Source organism: Streptomyces sp. NPDC050546 (assembly GCF_044457425.1).
Lineage (GTDB): Bacteria > Actinomycetota > Actinomycetes > Streptomycetales > Streptomycetaceae > Streptomyces.
Genome location: NZ_JBITGX010000018.1, coordinates 1 through 15,744, shown reverse-complemented (window position 1 = coordinate 15,744; position 15,744 = coordinate 1). Strand labels below are relative to the sequence as shown.

14 protein-coding genes are annotated in these 15,744 nt (G+C 72.7%); 6 read left to right on the top strand and 8 right to left on the bottom strand.

The window, feature by feature from the left end; all coding sequences use genetic code 11:
* The first annotated feature begins 74 nt into the window (after positions 1-74).
* Positions 75-401 carry a hypothetical protein gene (locus ACIBK5_RS34805; protein ID WP_399025975.1) on the top strand — a complete coding sequence of 109 codons (327 nt, stop codon included), beginning with the start codon at positions 75-77 and terminating at the stop codon, positions 399-401.
* Positions 402-433: 32 nt separating this feature from the next.
* On the opposite strand, the gene ACIBK5_RS34800 is transcribed toward ACIBK5_RS34805, so the two are convergent.
* Together ACIBK5_RS34800 and ACIBK5_RS34795 are read right to left on the bottom strand one after the other, a co-directional pair.
* Positions 434-1,033, bottom strand: a complete 600-nt coding sequence (locus ACIBK5_RS34800; protein WP_399025973.1) for an HAD-IIIA family hydrolase — start codon at positions 1,031-1,033, stop codon at positions 434-436.
* Positions 1,030-2,031 carry a glycosyltransferase family 2 protein gene (locus tag ACIBK5_RS34795; RefSeq protein WP_399025971.1) on the bottom strand — a complete coding sequence of 334 codons (1,002 nt, stop codon included), beginning with the start codon at positions 2,029-2,031 and terminating at the stop codon, positions 1,030-1,032. Before ACIBK5_RS34795 ends, ACIBK5_RS34800 begins: the two co-directional genes overlap by 4 nt.
* A 220-nt stretch (positions 2,032-2,251) precedes the next feature.
* On the opposite strand from ACIBK5_RS34795, the gene ACIBK5_RS34790 reads away from it, so the two are divergent.
* Complete coding sequence (locus ACIBK5_RS34790) at positions 2,252-2,692, top strand: SRPBCC family protein (RefSeq protein WP_399025969.1); 441 nt, start codon at positions 2,252-2,254, stop codon at positions 2,690-2,692.
* Between the two features lie 60 nt (positions 2,693-2,752).
* Here ACIBK5_RS34790 and ACIBK5_RS34785 read toward each other — a convergent pair whose 3' ends face one another.
* The 5 genes from ACIBK5_RS34785 to ACIBK5_RS34765 form a co-directional block, all read right to left on the bottom strand.
* Positions 2,753-3,904, bottom strand: a complete 1,152-nt coding sequence (locus tag ACIBK5_RS34785) for an XdhC family protein (RefSeq protein WP_399025967.1) — start codon at positions 3,902-3,904, stop codon at positions 2,753-2,755.
* A 43-nt stretch (positions 3,905-3,947) separates the two neighbouring features.
* Positions 3,948-5,405, bottom strand: a complete 1,458-nt coding sequence (locus ACIBK5_RS34780; RefSeq protein ID WP_399025965.1) for an NCS2 family permease — start codon at positions 5,403-5,405, stop codon at positions 3,948-3,950.
* A 119-nt stretch (positions 5,406-5,524) separates the two neighbouring features.
* On the bottom strand, positions 5,525-7,921 hold the full coding sequence (locus tag ACIBK5_RS34775; protein ID WP_399025964.1) for a xanthine dehydrogenase family protein molybdopterin-binding subunit: 2,397 nt from the start codon (positions 7,919-7,921) through the stop codon (positions 5,525-5,527).
* A 2-nt stretch (positions 7,922-7,923) separates the two neighbouring features.
* Complete coding sequence (locus ACIBK5_RS34770; protein WP_399025963.1) at positions 7,924-8,508, bottom strand: (2Fe-2S)-binding protein; 585 nt, start codon at positions 8,506-8,508, stop codon at positions 7,924-7,926.
* Positions 8,508-9,398 (bottom strand): FAD binding domain-containing protein, encoded by an 891-nt coding sequence (locus tag ACIBK5_RS34765; protein ID WP_399025961.1) that lies wholly within the window; start codon positions 9,396-9,398, stop codon positions 8,508-8,510. Before ACIBK5_RS34765 ends, ACIBK5_RS34770 begins: the two co-directional genes overlap by 1 nt.
* A gap of 308 nt (positions 9,399-9,706) precedes the next feature.
* On the opposite strand from ACIBK5_RS34765, the gene ACIBK5_RS34760 reads away from it, so the two are divergent.
* Both ACIBK5_RS34760 and ACIBK5_RS34755 read left to right on the top strand, forming a co-directional pair.
* Complete coding sequence (locus ACIBK5_RS34760) at positions 9,707-11,383, top strand: PucR family transcriptional regulator (protein WP_399025959.1); 1,677 nt, start codon at positions 9,707-9,709, stop codon at positions 11,381-11,383.
* 164 nt (positions 11,384-11,547) lie between these two features.
* Positions 11,548-12,312: a hypothetical protein gene (locus ACIBK5_RS34755; RefSeq protein ID WP_399025957.1), complete on the top strand. Its 765-nt coding sequence runs from the start codon at positions 11,548-11,550 to the stop codon at positions 12,310-12,312.
* 220 nt (positions 12,313-12,532) lie between these two features.
* Here ACIBK5_RS34755 and ACIBK5_RS34750 read toward each other — a convergent pair whose 3' ends face one another.
* Positions 12,533-13,318 carry a GntR family transcriptional regulator gene (locus ACIBK5_RS34750; RefSeq protein ID WP_399025955.1) on the bottom strand — a complete coding sequence of 262 codons (786 nt, stop codon included), beginning with the start codon at positions 13,316-13,318 and terminating at the stop codon, positions 12,533-12,535.
* A gap of 147 nt (positions 13,319-13,465) precedes the next feature.
* Between ACIBK5_RS34750 and ACIBK5_RS34745 the strand changes: the two genes are divergently transcribed.
* Together ACIBK5_RS34745 and ACIBK5_RS34740 are read left to right on the top strand one after the other, a co-directional pair.
* On the top strand, positions 13,466-14,317 hold the full coding sequence (locus tag ACIBK5_RS34745; RefSeq protein ID WP_399025953.1) for a (2Fe-2S)-binding protein: 852 nt from the start codon (positions 13,466-13,468) through the stop codon (positions 14,315-14,317).
* 257 nt (positions 14,318-14,574) lie between these two features.
* On the top strand, positions 14,575-15,615 hold the full coding sequence (locus ACIBK5_RS34740) for a DUF2637 domain-containing protein (protein WP_399025952.1): 1,041 nt from the start codon (positions 14,575-14,577) through the stop codon (positions 15,613-15,615).
* Positions 15,616-15,744: the final 129 nt, after the last annotated feature.

Genomic DNA, 15,744 nt, shown 5'->3' with positions numbered 1-15,744 from the left:
CTGTACTTCCCCGCTTCCCCCGCCGCACGTCCCCCCGGGAGGAGAGACGGTCCGGCCGCCCGGAAGGAGAGAGCGTGTCCATCGGCCGACTTCCCGATCACGAGCAGCGCATCCTCGACGAGATGGAACGCGTCCTGCGCCGCGACCGCCGCCTCGACCGCCGGCTGCGCACCCTGCGGGTGCGTCGTCGCCCCGACCCGGCCCGTCTCCTGGCCCGCCTGGCCGGCTACCGTCCCCGCGTCTGGACCGTGGTGGTCCTGTTCGCGGTGTCGGCCGGCCTGCTGGCGGCCGGGATCGTCACCTCCGAGCCGGGGGTGATCTGGGCGTTCGCCGCGATATGCCCGCTGACGCTGTACGCGACGTTCCGGCTGATGTGCCGGTGGTGCGGGAGCCCTGCCTGACGCCGTAGGGCCGCGGGACCCCTATCTGGCGCCTACCTGACGCCGTCCGGCCCGGGACCGGCCGTGAAGGCCTCCTGGATGGGGCGTTCATCGGCCAGGACACGGCCCTGGGGCGGCCCGTCCAGCACCGCGCGGACCGCCGTCGTCAGGTCCGGGGCGACATGGTCCGCACGCACCGTCTCCTCCGGGCCGGTCCGTGCGGTCGGTACGAGGATGCCGCGGGCACCGGCCCGCCGAGCGGCCGCCATGCCGGCGTCGTTGTCGCCGATGACGACGAGGCCGGTGGGTGCGGTGCAGATCCGCCCGGCCGCCCAGAGCAGCAGGCCGGGGTGCGGTGCGCGGCAGTTGCAGCCGTCGCCGGGGCCGTGCGGGCAGACGGCGAACACGTCGAAGGGGCCGAGAAGTTCGTCGACGCGGTGTTGGACGCGACGGACGTCGGCATCGGTCAGCGGTCCGGGTACGACACCGGGCTGCTGGGTGACGACGCCGGTGCGGATGCCGCGGGCACGCAGCAGGGCGAGCGCCTCGCGGGCGCCCGCCACGGGGCGTACGCCGCCTGGGCCGGCGTTGCGGGGGACGTCCTCCACCAGGGTGCCGTCACGGTGGAACAGCACGGCCTTCACCGGGTTCACGGGGCGGTCTCCTCCTGCCAGGCGGGGGCGTGGCGGTGGCGCCAGGCGCCCGTCAGGCGGTGCCAGGTCGCGGCCGGCGGGATGAGCACGCTGGTCGCCACCATGGTCGTCACCTCGTGACGGGTGCGCGGGCCGAGCGCGATACGGGCCCGGGCGAGCTCCGCCGTGCCGGCCGCCCAGCCGAGCGCGCAGGCCGTCGCGGCCCGTCCGTGCCCGGCGGCGGCGAGCGCGCACGCCGCGACACCCGCTGTCGTGATCGCCGCGTGGGAGCGGATCCGGCCGCGTGGCGCGACCGCCTTGTCCCACCAGTCGGGCCCGTGCAGACGCCGCATGAGGGCGTCGTCGGCGTTGCCGCGCTGCTGGCGCACCGACACCCAGCGGGAGGCGGGGTGCACGGGGTGCCGTGTGGTGCGGCGGCCCTGCCGGATGCGCCAGCCCGAGTCGAGCACGCGCAGCGCGAGGTCGGCGTCCTCGCGGAAGGCACGCTCGAAGCGTTCGTCGAAGCCGCCGACCTGCTTGAGCGCCTCCGTGCGGTACGCCATGTCGGAGGTGATCCAGTGGGCGCGGGCGAGTCCCGCCGTGCCGCGTTCCCAGTCGGTGGGGCGGCGTTCGCCGGGCAGCGGGACGGCGATGACGCCCTGGACGCCCGCGATGTCGGGCGACGCCTCGGCGAGGTCCTCGGCCAGCTGATCGCACCAGTGGGGCCCGACCTGGACGTCGTCGTCGAGGAACACGGTCCACGGCGCCGTCACGGCGCGCAGCCCGGTGTTGCGGGCGGCGGCGGGCCCACGACCGCCGCCGCCCAGCACTGTGGTGCGCCCCCGCAGATCACCGAGGACGCTCAGCGGATGTTCCAGCTGCCCGGGGCCGGGGTCGGTCCGGTCGTCGACGAGGACGATCTCGCCGGGGCGGGGCCCGGTCGCGGCGGCGAGCGCCGCCAGGCAGTCGGCGAGGGTGTCCCGGACGACGGTCGGGATCACGACGGCGTACGAGGTCATGCGGCGGTCCTCCCTGCGACGATCGCCCGCCTTCGGTGCTGGCGAGTGCCGCGGTACGGCCGTCTCAAACGCCACAGGACTACACATCGCGCGTATACACGCTGCGCATAGCCCGGGAAGGAGTACCGGTGGGGCGCGAACCCTCGGGCGGCTCTGGGCCGAGTGGGTGAGCCGTACCCGAGCGGGCCGCCGAGCAGCGTGGGTTCCCTACGATCGGGACGTGGCGAACATCCTGCTCGAACGGACCGTCCCGCTCCCCCTCGACGAGGCGTGGCGGCGGATCACGCAGTGGCAGCGGCACGGTGAGGGGGTGCCCTTGACGCGGGTCGGCCCGGTCCCGGCCGGGCCGACCCGCGTCGGCACTCTCGTCGTGGCTCGCACGGGTGTCGGGCCGCTGTCCTTCGACGACCCGATGGAGGTCACGGTCTGGGAGCCGCCGGAGGAGGGGGTTCCGGGGATATGCCGTCTGGAGAAGCGGGGCCGGGTGGTCCTGGGCTGGGCGGAGCTGGAGGTGCGGCCGGGACCCGGCGGCCGCACCCGCGTGCTGTGGCGGGAGGAGATCCGGATCCGGCTGCTGCCGTCGCTCTTCGACGGCGTGGTGCGGCCCTCGGCACGTTATGTGTTCGGCCGGGCGCTGAACCGCCTGCTGAGACAGGCGTGAGGGGCGCCGGGAACCCTTCCGCACGAGAACCCTCGGAGGCCGGGACCGGTTCCCGGGGCCTCAGGCCACCGTCCCGATCCGCCCCACCGCCCCCGGCTCCGGCTCGTGGTGGATCGGGGTGTGGGCCCCGGTCAGCGACACCCCGCTGCCTCCGCGCCGCCCGGCGACGATCTCCGAGGCGATGGACAGGGCCGTCTCCTCGGGCGTACGGGCGCCGAGGTCCAGGCCGATCGGGGAGCGCAGGCGGCTCAACTCCAGCTCGGTGACGCCGACTTCCCGCAGGCGGGCGTTGCGGTCCAGGTGGGTGCGCCGGGAGCCCATGGCGCCGACGTACGCCACCGGCAGCCGCAGCGCCAGCCGCAGCAGGGGCACGTCGAACTTGGCATCGTGGGTCAGCACGCACAGGACCGTACGGGCGTCCACGACCGTGCCCTCCAGGTACCGGTGGGGCCACTCGACGACGATCTCGTCGGCCTCGGGGAAACGCGTCCGGGTCGCGAAGACGGGCCGTGCGTCGCACACCGTGACGTGGTAGCCGAGGAACTTGCCCATGCGGACCAGGGCGGACGCGAAGTCGATCGCGCCGAAGACGATCATCCGGGGCGCCGGGACCGAGGACTCGACCAGGACCGTGAGCGGTGCTCCGCAGCGTGAGCCCTGCTCTCCGATCTCCAGGGTGCCCGTGCGGCCGGCGTCCAGGAAGGCGCCCGCTTCGGCGGCGACCGTGCGGTCCAGTTCCGGATGGGCGCCGAAGCCGCCGTCGAAGGACCCGTCGGGTCGGACCAGCAGGGCCCGGCCCGTCAGTTCGGGCGGGCCCGACACGATCCGGGCCACCGCCGCCGCCTCCCCTTGAGCGGCGGCGGTGAGCGCGGCCGCGACCACCGGACGGACCGGATCGGCGGCCGGTACCGGGGTGACCAGGATGTCGATGACGCCGCCGCAGGTCAGACCCACGGCGAAGGCGTCGTCGTCGCTGTAGCCGAAGCGCTCCAGGACCGTCTCGCCGTCCCGCAGCGCCTGTTGGCACAGCTCGTAGACCGCGCCCTCCACACAGCCGCCGGAGACCGAGCCGATCGCCGTGCCCTCGGCGTCCACCGCGAGCGCGGCGCCGGGCTGCCGGGGCGCGCTGCCGCCGACGGCCACCACGGTGGCCACGGCGAAGTCACGGCCCTGCTCGACCCACCGGTTCAGCTCCTCGGCGATGTCCAGCATCTGTCTCGGTCTCCTTAAGGCTGCGGGGCTGGTGCGCCAGGCGTCAGTGGACGCCCAGCCAGCTCTCGATCGGGTTGAGGGCGAAGTACAGGAGGAACACCGCCGTCAGGATCCACATGAAGGCGCCGATCTCGCGCCACTTGCCCTGGGCGGTCTTGATGGCGGCGTAGGAGATGACGCCCGCGGCGACACCGGTGGTGATGGTGTACGTGAACGGCATCAGGACGACCGTCAGGAACACCGGGATGGCGGTGGCCCGGTCGGCCCAGTCCACGTGCCGGGCGTTCATCAGCATCATCGCGCCGATGACGACGAGGGCGGCGGACGCGACCTCCTGCGGCACGATCGCCGTCAGCGGTGTGAAGAACAGGCAGGCCGCGAAGAACGCGCCGGTGACGACCGAGGCGAGGCCCGTGCGCGCGCCCTCCCCGACACCCGTCGCGGACTCGATGAACACGGTCTGCCCGGAGCCGCCGGCCACGCCTCCGATCGCGCCGCCGGCCCCGTCGATGAACAGCGCCTTGGACAGGCCCGGCATCCGGCCCTTGTCGTCGGCGAGCTTGGCCTCGGTACCGACGCCGATGATCGTCGCCATCGCGTCGAAGAACCCGGCCAGCACCAGTGTGAAGACGATCATGCCGACGGTCATCGCGCCGACCTCGCCCCAGCCGCCGAACTCCACGTCCCCGAAGAGCGAGAAGTCGGGCATGGACACCGCGCTGCCGTGCAGTTCGGGTGCGCCGCCCTGCCACTGCTTGGGGTCGATGACGCCGGCCGCGTTCAGGATCGCGGCCACGATCGTGCCGCCGACGATGCCGATGAGGATGGCGCCCGGGATGTTCCGGGCCTGGAGCATGAAGATCAGCAGCAGGGTGCCGGCGAAGAGCAGGACCGGCCAGCCGGCCAGTTCACCCGCCGGGCCGAGCGTCACGGGGGTCGCCTTGCCCTGGTGCACGAAGCCGGACTTGTAGAAGCCGATGAGGGCGATGAACAGGCCGATGCCCATGGTGATGCCGTGCTTGAGCGCGAGCGGGATCGCGTTCATGATCATCTCGCGCAGGCCGGTGACGACCAGCAGCATGATGATCACGCCGTACATCACGCACATGCCCATCGCCTGCGGCCAGGTCATCTCGGGCGCGACCTGGGAGGCGAGGACTCCGGAGACGGAGAGGCCCGCGGCGAGGGCGAGCGGCACCTTGCCGACGAACCCCATCAGCAGCGTGGTCAGGGCCGCCGCGAAGGCGGTCGCGGTGATCACGCCCTTCTGCGCCAGGGTGTCCCCCGCCACGTCCTTGCCGGACAGGATCAGCGGGTTGAGCAGGAGGATGTACGCCATCGCCATGAAGGTGGTGACACCACCGCGCACCTCGCGCGCGACCGTCGATCCTCTGCCGGATATGTGGAAGTACCGGTCGAGCCAGGACCGTCCGGCCGGGACGCGGGTGCCTTCGCCCGCGTCCTCGGCTGTGGTCCTCGGCTCTACTGACTGCTGGGTCATGTGGGCCTACTCCCAAGTTTCATAGGGGGTTGGGATGCACGACCCGGGGGACGGCCCGAGACGAACGAAAAGGGGTCCGGGGGACACGGGAACGCGGCCCCCGGACGGAACTCTCCTGTTCAGGCCTGGGAGAGTGACGTACCCGTGAGGTGCTCGGGCCGTACCGGAGTCCGGTTCAGCTCGAGCCCGGTCGCGTTCCGGATGGCCGCGAGGACCGCCGGCGTCGACGACAGGGTGGGTGCTTCGCCGATGCCGCGCAGCCCGTACGGGGCGTGCTCGTCGGCGAGTTCGAGGACGTCGACCGGGATGGTCGGCGTGTCGAGGATGGTCGGGATCAGGTAGTCGGTAAAGGAGGGGTTCCTGACCTTCGCCGTCTTCGGGTCGACGACGATCTCCTCCATGACCGCCACGCCCAGGCCCTGTGTCGTGCCGCCCTGGATCTGGCCGAGCACGGACAGCGGGTTGAGCGCCTTGCCGACGTCCTGGGCGCAGCCCAGCTCGATGACCTTCACCAGCCCGAGCTCGGTGTCGACCTCGACGACGGCGCGGTGTGCGGCGAAGGAGTACTGGACGTGGCCGTTGCCCTGCCCGGTGCGCAGGTCGAAGGGCTCGGTCGGGCGGTGCCGCCACTCCTCCTCGACCTCGACGCTCTCGCCCTCCAGGACGTCGGCCAGACCGGTGAGGACCTCACCGCCGTCGGTGACGACCTTGCCGCCCTCCAGCAGCAGCTCGGCCGTGGCCCAGGCCGGGTGGTAGGAGCCGAACTTGCGGCGCCCGATCTCCAGGACCTTCTCGCGGACGAGCTCGCAGGCGTTCTTGACGGCGCCGCCGGTGACGTACGTCTGCCGGGAGGCCGAGGTCGAACCGGCGCTGCCCACCTGGGTGTCGGCAGGGTTGATGGTCACCTGTGTGACGCCCAGCTCGGTGCGGGCGATCTGCGCGTGGACGGTGACACCGCCCTGCCCGACCTCGGCCATGGCCGTGTGGACGGTGACCACGGGCTCACCGCCCACGACCTCCATCCGCACCTTCGCGGTCGAGTAGTCGTCGAAGCCCTCGGAGAAGCCCACGTTCTTGATGCCGACCGCGTAGCCGACACCGCGTACGACGCCTTCTCCGTGCGTGGTGTTGGACAGACCACCGGGCAGTTGCCGTACGTCGGCGCCCTCGCTGCTCTCCCACTGGCGCTCCGGCGGCATCGGCATCGCCTTGACGCGGCGCAGGAGTTCGGCGACCGGGGCCGGGGAGTCGACGGGCTGTCCCGTCGGCAGGAGCGTGCCCTGTTCCATGGCGTTGAGCTGCCGGAACTCCACCGGGTCCAAACCGAGCCGCTGCGCCAGCTTGTCCATCTGCGCCTCGTAGGCGAAGCAGGCCTGGACCGCGCCGAAGCCGCGCATGGCGCCGCAGGGCGGGTTGTTGGTGTAGAGGGCGACGGCCTCGATGTCCACGTCGTCGATCACGTACGGGCCCACGGACAGGGAGGAGGCGTTGCCGACGACAGCCGGGGAGGCGGAGGCGTAGGCGCCGCCGTCCAGGACGATCCGGCACTTCATGTGGGTGAGCTTGCCGTCGCTGGTGGCCCCGTGCTCGTAGTACAGCTTCGCCGGGTGGCGGTGGACGTGCCCGAAGAAGGACTCGAACCGGTTGTAGACGATCTTGACGGGTTTACCGGTCCGCAGCGCCAGCAGGCAGGCGTGGATCTGCATCGACAGGTCCTCGCGGCCGCCGAACGCGCCGCCGACACCGGACAGCGTCATCCGCACCTTGTCCTCGGGCAGGCCGAGCACGGGCGCGATCTGGCGCAGGTCGCTGTGCAGCCACTGGGTGGCGATGTAGAGGTGGACGCCGCCGTCCTCCTCCGGTACGGCGAGGCCGGACTCGGGGCCGAGGAAGGCCTGGTCCTGCATGCCGAAGGTGTACTCGCCCTCGACGATGACATCGGCCCGCCGCCGTGCGGCGTCGACGTCACCGCGGATGATCGGCTGGCGGTGGACGATGTTCGGGTGCGGGACGTGCCCGGCGTGGTGGTCGTCGCGGCCCTCGTGGACGAGGATCGCGTCCGGCGCCGTCGCCGACGCCTCGTCGGTGATGACGGGCAGTTCGCGGTAGTCGACCTTGATCTTCGCGGCGGCGCGCCGGGCCGTCTCCGGATGGTCGGCGGCGACGATCGCGACCGGTTCCCCGTGATGACGGACCTTGCCGTGGGCGAGAACCGGGGTGTCCTGGATCTCCAGCCCGTAGTTCTTCACCTCGGTCGGCAGGTCGTCGTACGTCAGCACGGCGTAGACACCCGCCATGGCCAGCGCCTCACTCGTGTCGATGGACACGATCTCGGCGTGCGCGACGGTGGACCGGAGGATCTGCCCCCACAGCATGTCCTCGTGCCACATGTCGGACGAGTACGCGAACTCGCCGGTGACCTTGAGGGTCCCGTCCGGGCGGAGCGTGGACTCGCCGATACCGCCCTTGGTCCGGGAGCCCTGGGTGATCTTCGTGGGTGCGCCATTGGTGGGCATGCTCAGACCGCCTCTCCCTGCCGGGCGGCCGCCAGGCGGACCGCGTCCATGATCTTCTCGTAGCCGGTGCAGCGGCACAGGTTGCCCGACAGCGCCTCGCGGATGTCCGCGTCGCTCGGGTTCGGGTTCCGCTCCAGCATCTCGTCGGCGGCGACCAGCAGACCCGGCGTGCAGAAGCCGCACTGGACGGCGCCGGCGTCGATGAACGCCTGCTGGATCGGGGAGAGCTCGGTGCCCTCACCGGTCTGCGAGTCGGCGCCCTTGGCCTGCCACCCCCGGGCGTCCTGCAACGACGTACCGCAGGCGCCGGTCGCGCAGCCACCCTGCTCGGCACGCTGCTGGGCGAAGTCCGCGAGCCCCTCGACGGTGACGACCTCGCGGCCCTCCACCTGCCCGGCGGCCACCAGACACGAACACACCGGCACGCCGTCGAGCCGGACCGTGCACGACCCGCACTCGCCCTGCTCGCAGGCGTTCTTGGACCCGGGAAGGCCCATGCGCTCCCGCAGCACGTACAGCAGGGACTCGCCCTCCCACACGTCGTCGGCTTCCTGCGGACGGCCGTTGACCGTGAAGTTGACGCGCATCACGCAGCTCCCTCGGTGAGGCGGCGGGTGCCGCGGTAGGACTCCCAGGTCCAGGTCAGCGTGCGGCGGGCCATGACGCCGACCGCGTGGCGGCGGTAGCTCGCGGTGCCCCGGACGTCGTCGATCGGGTTGCAGGCGGCGGAGCACAGATCGGCGAACTGCTTGGCGACCGACGGGGTGACGATCTTCCCGTTGTCCCAGAAGCCGCCCTCCTCCAGAGCCGCGTTCAGAAACTCCTCGGCGGCCTTGGCCCGAATGGGCGTCGGGGCGGCCGAACCGATGCCCGTCCGCACGGTCCGCGTCTCGGGATGCAGCGCGAGACCGAACGCGCACACGGCGATGACCATCGCGTTCCTGGTCCCCACCTTGGAGAACTGCTGGGGCCCGTCGGCCTTCCTCACGTGCACGGCACGGATGAGCTCGTCCGCGGCCAGCGCATTGCGCTTCACGCCCTTGTAGAACTCGTCGATCGGGATACGGCGCGACCCGCGCACCGACTCGACCTCCACCTCGGCGCCCGCGGCGAGCAGGGCGGGGTGGGCGTCGCCGGCCGGGGAGGCGGTGCCGAGGTTGCCGCCCACACCGCCGCGGTTGCGGATCTGCGGGGAGGCGACCGTGTGCGAGGCGAGGGCGAGACCCGGCAGCTCGGCGCGCAGATTCTCCATGATCCTCGTGTACGGCACGGAGGCACCCAGCCGTACGGTCTCCTCGCCGACCTCCCACTCGGAGAGATCGCCGACGCGGTTCAGGTCCATGAGGTACTCGGGCCGGCGGTGGTCGAAGTTGATCTCGACCATCACGTCGGTGCCACCCGCAATCGGCACAGCTGTGGGGTGCTCGGCCTTAGCGGCGAGCGCCTCCTCCCAGCTGGCGGGGCGAAGGAAGTCCATGACCGGCTCTCTTCTCCGTCTTCTCGTGGGGCGTTCAGATTGAGCCAATCCGTGTGCGGCGGTCCCGGCTCGTTCATGTGCTGTTCACGCTTCGTGGCCTCAGTACACAGCGGGGTACTCCGACGGGGTCAGTCACGGAAACCATGAAGGAGTTGGCTGGCCAGGACGGTCATCTTGTAGATTCGTATGAACGGAGGTCATCAGAAACCTCCTCGTTCTCCTGTGGAAACGCGCGACACAGCCGCGTGACCTGGAACACAACCGGGGCAGGGGCTTGATTTCGAGACAAAGAAACGGCGGCGACGAGAATGCGGCTGCGCGCACTGCTGGACACCGACGCGCTGGGCCTCAAGCTGCTCGGCGGCGAGGAGGAGCTGGACCGCACGGTGCGCGGCGTGATGACCACCGACCTCCGCGACCCCAGCCGCTACCTCTCGGGCGGCGAGCTGGTGCTCACGGGCCTGGCCTGGCGCCGGGACGCCGAGGACTCGGAGCCGTTCGTCCGGATCCTGACGCAGCAGGGCGTGACGGCCCTCGCCGCGGGCGAGGCCGAGCTGGGCGACGTACCGGAAGACCTGATCGCGGCCTGCGCCCGCCACCGCCTCCCCCTCCTCGCGGTGCACGAGTCGGTGGCGTTCGCGACGATCACCGAGCACGTCGTACGGCAGGTCTCCGGCGAGCGCGCAGGCGACCTCGCGGCCGTGGTCGACCGCCACCGCCGGATGATGACCTCGGGCCCGGCGGGCGGCGGCCCGGACGTGGTCCTTGACCTGCTCGGCTCGGACCTGGACCTACGGGCCTGGGTCCTCTCCCCCGCCGGCCGGCTGATCGCGGGATCGAAGGCCGCGGGCCCCGCCGCCCTGCCCGCCGAGACCTGCGGGCACCTGGCGGCTGAACACCTGACCGCTACCCGCACGGGCCGCCGCGCCCCGCACCGCGTCCTCCTGGGCGGCACCACCTACTCCCTGTTCCCGATCCGCTCGGCGGGCCGCTCACCGCAGACCGCCCGGGACGCGCGCGAGACCCTGCTGTCCGACTGGCTGCTGGCCGTCGAGGCGGACGCCGGGGACTGGGCCGAGGAGCGCCTGGACCTGCTGCACGGCGTCACCCAGCTGATCGCGGTCGAGCGGGACCGCCGCGACGCGGCCCGCACGGTCCGCCGCCGCCTCGCCCAGGAGGTCCTGGAACTCGTCCAGACGGGCGCCGCCCCCGCCGAGATCGCCGCCCGCCTGCGCGTCGCGGCCCCCGTCCTGCTGCCCGGCCTCGGGGCCGCGCCGCACTGGCAGGTGGTCGTGGCCCGCGTCGACTGGGACGGGGACGAGATCGAGGGCGGCCCGGTGGCCCAGGCGCTGCTGGAGGAGATCCTCGTCGACCCCCTGGCGGCGGGCCCGGAGCACTCCGACCGCATCGCCGTCGCCCACACCGGCGACGAGGCCATCGCCCTGGTCCCCCTGCCCGCCGTCTCGACGGAGCACGACGGCTCCGAGACCGGCGTCCTCGCCGACGTCCTCCTGGAATCCGTACGGGACCCCCTCACGGCGGGTCTCGACGGTGACGGGCACCTCACCCTCGGCGTCAGCGCGGCCGTGCACTCGGCGGAGGGACTGCGGGGCGCCCTGGAGGAGGCCCGCCACGCCCGCCGGGTGGCGGCGGCCCGCCCGGGCCGGGTCTGCGCGGCGGGCCACCAGGAACTGGCGTCGCACGTCCTCCTGCTCCCGTTCGTCCCGGACGACGTCCGCCGCGCCTTCACGGCCCGCCTCCTGGACCCCCTCCGGGACTACGACCGCCGCCACCGCGCCGAGCTGATCCCCACCCTTGAGGCGTTCCTGGACTGCGACGGCTCCTGGACCCGCTGCGCCGGCCGCCTCCACCTGCACGTCAACACGCTGCGCTACCGGGTCGGACGGATCGAGCAGTTGACGGGACGTGACCTCTCACGGCTCGAGGACAAGCTGGATTTCTTCCTGGCCCTGCGCATGAGCTGAATCGCGGGGTGCCCGGGCCCAAACCCCGGACGCCCCTGAGTCCCACGACTTTGTGAAATCCTTCACCCACCCCCTTGGCCCGACCCCGCGATTCGTGCTGAGATGCCGCCACCACTCAACAGCTCGATGGCGTGCTCGGGGAGGGCAACGTGGCGCATACCGCCATGTCTGGTAACGGAACGACCGCTGGTGACGATCCCCTCCAGACCGCGGTATGGCGGCTGCGCTCACGCGGGTGCTGGGACGACGCGGCCGCCCTGCTGCTGCCGGATACGCCGCCGGCGGCGCTCCAGCGCGCGTCGTTGCTGGTGGAACGGTGTCTGTACACCGAGCAGGGCTGGGAGGAGGCCGAGGACGCGCTGCGCACGGCCGAGGCGCTGGCCCACAGCGACGACGAGCGGGGCGCGGCCGCTTGTGAACGCGGTTACTTGGCCTACGCCTCGACGCTGCTCGCGGTGCGGGACCGGGCCGACGAGGCGCGGGCCGCGCTGGGGCGGGCGGCCGCGCTGGTCCCTCCGGGGGCTCCGCAGCGGGCCCTGCTGGACTTCCGTCGCGGTCTGCTGGCGGAGAACCTGACGAGTGCCCCGCAGGCGGCGCGGGCGGCGTACCGCCGTGCGCACGCGGGGGCGACGGCGCACGGCAACCCGCTGTTGCTGTCGTTCACGTGGCGCCATCTGGCCGGACTCGCCCTGCGGGACGGGGAGTTGGCGGAGGCGCGCCACGGTTTCGCGGAGTCGCTGCGGATCCGGGAGGAGCTGGGGTATCTCGTCGGTACGGCGCCCGCGCTGGTGTCACTGGCGGACACGGAGACCGAGCCGGAGGCGTCCCGGCTGCGGGAGGAGGCCCGGCGGCTGTTCCGCCTCCTCGGGGGCGTACCGACCTGGCTGGCCCGGCAGTTGGCCCCGTTGCCGCCGGCGGCGACGGCTTGAGCGGGTCACGGGGTGCATGGCGTCGGGGCTGAGGCCGGGTGAGTGCGCAGCCCGGTGCTCGGCGTCGGGGCTGAGGCCGGGTGAGTGCGCAGCCCGGTGCTCGGCGTCGGTGCTGGGGCCGGGGGGGCGCGCAGCCCGGCGGAGCGGGGTGCCGCTGCGCCCACCCGTGCCGCCCCTAGCGGCACGCATGCCCGCAGCTAGGGAGGGACACCACCCGGCGTCAGGCGCGACCCGCGAAGTGCTCCCCCACCAGCACCCGCACCACATCCAGATCCCGGGCGACCAACGCGTCCAGCAGCGCCGTGTGTTCATGCGCGTCCGCCACCAGGTCGGCCCGCCCCCGGCCCCCCGGCCCGCCCCCGACCAGCGGCCACTGCGCCCGCCGGTGCAGATCCTCCGCGATCTGGACCAGCTGCTCGTTCCCCGAGAGGGACAGCACCGCCCGGTGGAACACCCGGTCGGACTCCGCGTAGGTCGCGCGGCACCCTGAGGACGCCGCGCGGACCGTCGCCTCGGCGAGAGGCCGCAGCTCGGCCCACCGCTCGGCGGGAACGGCACGGGCCAGCCGCAGCATCACCGGGACCTCGATCAGCGACCGGACCTCGGCCAGCTCCTCCAGCTCCCGCGCTCCCCGCTCGACCACCCGGAACCCACGGTTCGGCACGACCTCGACGGCACCCTCGATGGCCAGCTGCTGCATCGCCTCTCGTACCGGCGTCGCCGACACCCCGAACCGCTCGCCCAGCACCGGCGCCGAGTACACCTCACCGGGCCGCAGATCCCCCGCCACCAGCGCGGCCCGCAGCGCGTCCACGATCTGCCCGCGCACGGAGGACCGCTGGACGACGGGCCGCGGCCGCGGCAGGACCGGCTCGCTGTGCGTGTGCTCACCGCGCACCGCCCCGGCCTGCTGCGGCACCCGCGCCTGCTCGCCCTGCCCGGTCTGCCCCACCGCCCGCTCCCGAGGAGCCCCCGTCCCGGCGGAGCCCTGCGCCCCCTGCTTCACGGGTCCTCCTCCGGACGTGTCGGTACTTGGGGTCATTACGGCGGGTTGTTACTCGTCCGTCAAGCACCATAAGCGCCCCGAGCGCCAGTTCAAATCCCAGCGATCTTGAGTTAGGTTAGGCTTACCTCTGAGTGGATCGGTGATCACATGCCCGTGCCCCGTTCGGCCGTCTCCGGCGCCTACGCCCGTCTGGCCGAGGTCCTCCCGGGGCTCGCCGTCACCGAACTGAACCCCGAGGACGACACCCCCCGCGGCGGCGCCTGGGCCGCGGCCACCGACCTCGCGGCCGCCGGCCCCGCCCTGGACGCCTTCCTGTCCTGGGACGAGGACCAGATACGGCGGGACTACGCCCAGGAGGCCCGCCCCGACGTAGTCGCCAGCTTCGGCCTGCACCGCTACGCCTGGCCCGCCTGCCTGCTGATCACCGTCCCCTGGTTCCTGAACCGCCGCGTACCCCGCTACCCCGTGACGCACGTCTCGTACGACCGCACCGCCCCCGGCCACCCCATCGGCCGGATGGCCGTCCGCCCGGCCGGCTTCGCCTGTCTGCCCGGCGACGAGGCCGCCACGCTGCCCGGCGCCCGGGTCGTCCCGGACGAGGAGGCACTGCGGGCCGAGGTGCGCTCGGCGGTCGCCGAGCACCTGGAGCCGGTCCTGGCCGGCTTCGGACCCCGGATGCGACGCCGCGGCCGGGCCCTGTGGGGCATGGCGACCGACGAGATCGTCGAGGGGCTCTGGTACACCGCCCAGCTGTTCGGCGAGATCGAGGAACGGCGCGCGATGCGCGAGCTGGAACTGCTCCTGCCCGGAGCGACGAAGCCGTACGTGGGCACGGCCGCCTTCCGCGAGCTGACCGGCCCCGGCGGCGAGCCGCTGCGCACCCGGGACCGCGCGAGCTGCTGCATGTTCTACACGCTGCGCCCGCAGGACACCTGCGCCACCTGCCCGCGCACCTGCGACGCCGACCGGGTCACCAAGCTGCTGGCCACCGCCAGTTGAGAAGCACTCAGGAATAGCCGGCTCCTCCCGTAGGATCATCGCGGAAAGTCGCAGCAAGTTCCCGGAGAACCACCCGTACGGGTAGTCTTGTTCGAACTCAACTCCCGCCCCTCACGCGGCAGTTCGAGCAGAACGCCGCCCTGAACATTCCCTTGCACTTCCTTGGCGGCCTCTTGCCCCGAAACCCCCTGAGGGCCGTTGGGATTGGGCCACTATGGCGGGCGTTACGCCCTATCCCAATGCAAGGGACCACCCAGATGAAACTGACCGACATATCGCTGAACTGGCTGCTTCCGGGCGCCGTGCTTCTCCTGGGCATGCTGGCGGCGATAGCGGTTCTCGCGCGCGGCAAGCGCTCCTCGGTCAAGGACACGAGCGCGGACGACTCCTGGGAACGCAGCGAGGAACGCCGCAGACGCAAGGAGGCCCTCTACGGCACCGTCTCCTACGTCCTCCTCTTCTGCTGCGCGGCCGTCGCCGCCGCCCTGTCCTTCCACGGCCTGGTCGGCTTCGGCGAGCAGAACCTCGGCCTCAGCGGCGGCTGGCAGTACCTCGTCCCGTTCGGCCTGGACGGCGCGGCGATGTTCTGCTCCGTGCTCGCGGTGCGCGAGGCCAGCCACGGTGACGCGGCGCTCGGCTCCCGGATACTGGTCTGGACGTTCGCCTTCGCCGCGGCCTGGTTCAACTGGGTGCACGCGCCCAGGGGCGTCGGCCACGCGGGTGCCCCCCACTTCTTCGCGGGCATGTCCCTGTCGGCGGCGGTGCTCTTCGACCGCGCGCTGAAGCAGACCCGCCGCGCCGCCCTGCGGGAGCAGGGCCTGGTGCCGCGCCCGCTGCCGCAGATCCGTATCGTGCGCTGGCTGCGGGCCCCCCGGGAGACGTACAGCGCCTGGTCCCTGATGCTCCTGGAGGGCGTGCGCAGCCTCGACGAGGCGGTCGACGAGGTGCGCGACGACAAGCGCAAGAAGGACGAGGCCCGGCAGCGGCGCCGCGACCAGCAGCGCGTGGAGCGGGCCCAGCTGAAGGCGATCAGCCGCGGTCACCGCGGCCACTTCGGCCGCGGCGGCGGCCGGCAGCTCGAGGTGCAGGTGGAGCGCGGCTCCTCGCAGGTCTCCGCGGAGCCTGCCATATCCGCGCCGGAGCCGCTGCCCGTCCGCTCGCGTCCCTCCCTGCAGCCCGCTCGCAAAGGAGCTGAGCCGGTGACCGTCGACCTCACGGCCGAGGACGACACCATGGCACTGCCGCGTCTCGACTCCCTGGAGCGCAAGCTCAAGGACCTGGAGCAGCAGTTCGGCTAGTCGGGCCGAACGGAGCGGGGGGGGGGGGGGGGGGGGGGGGGGGGGGCCCCCCCCCCCCCCCCCCCCCCCCCCCCCCCCCCCCCCCCCCCCCGCCCGGGCCCCCCCCCCCCGGGGGGGGCCCCCCCCCCC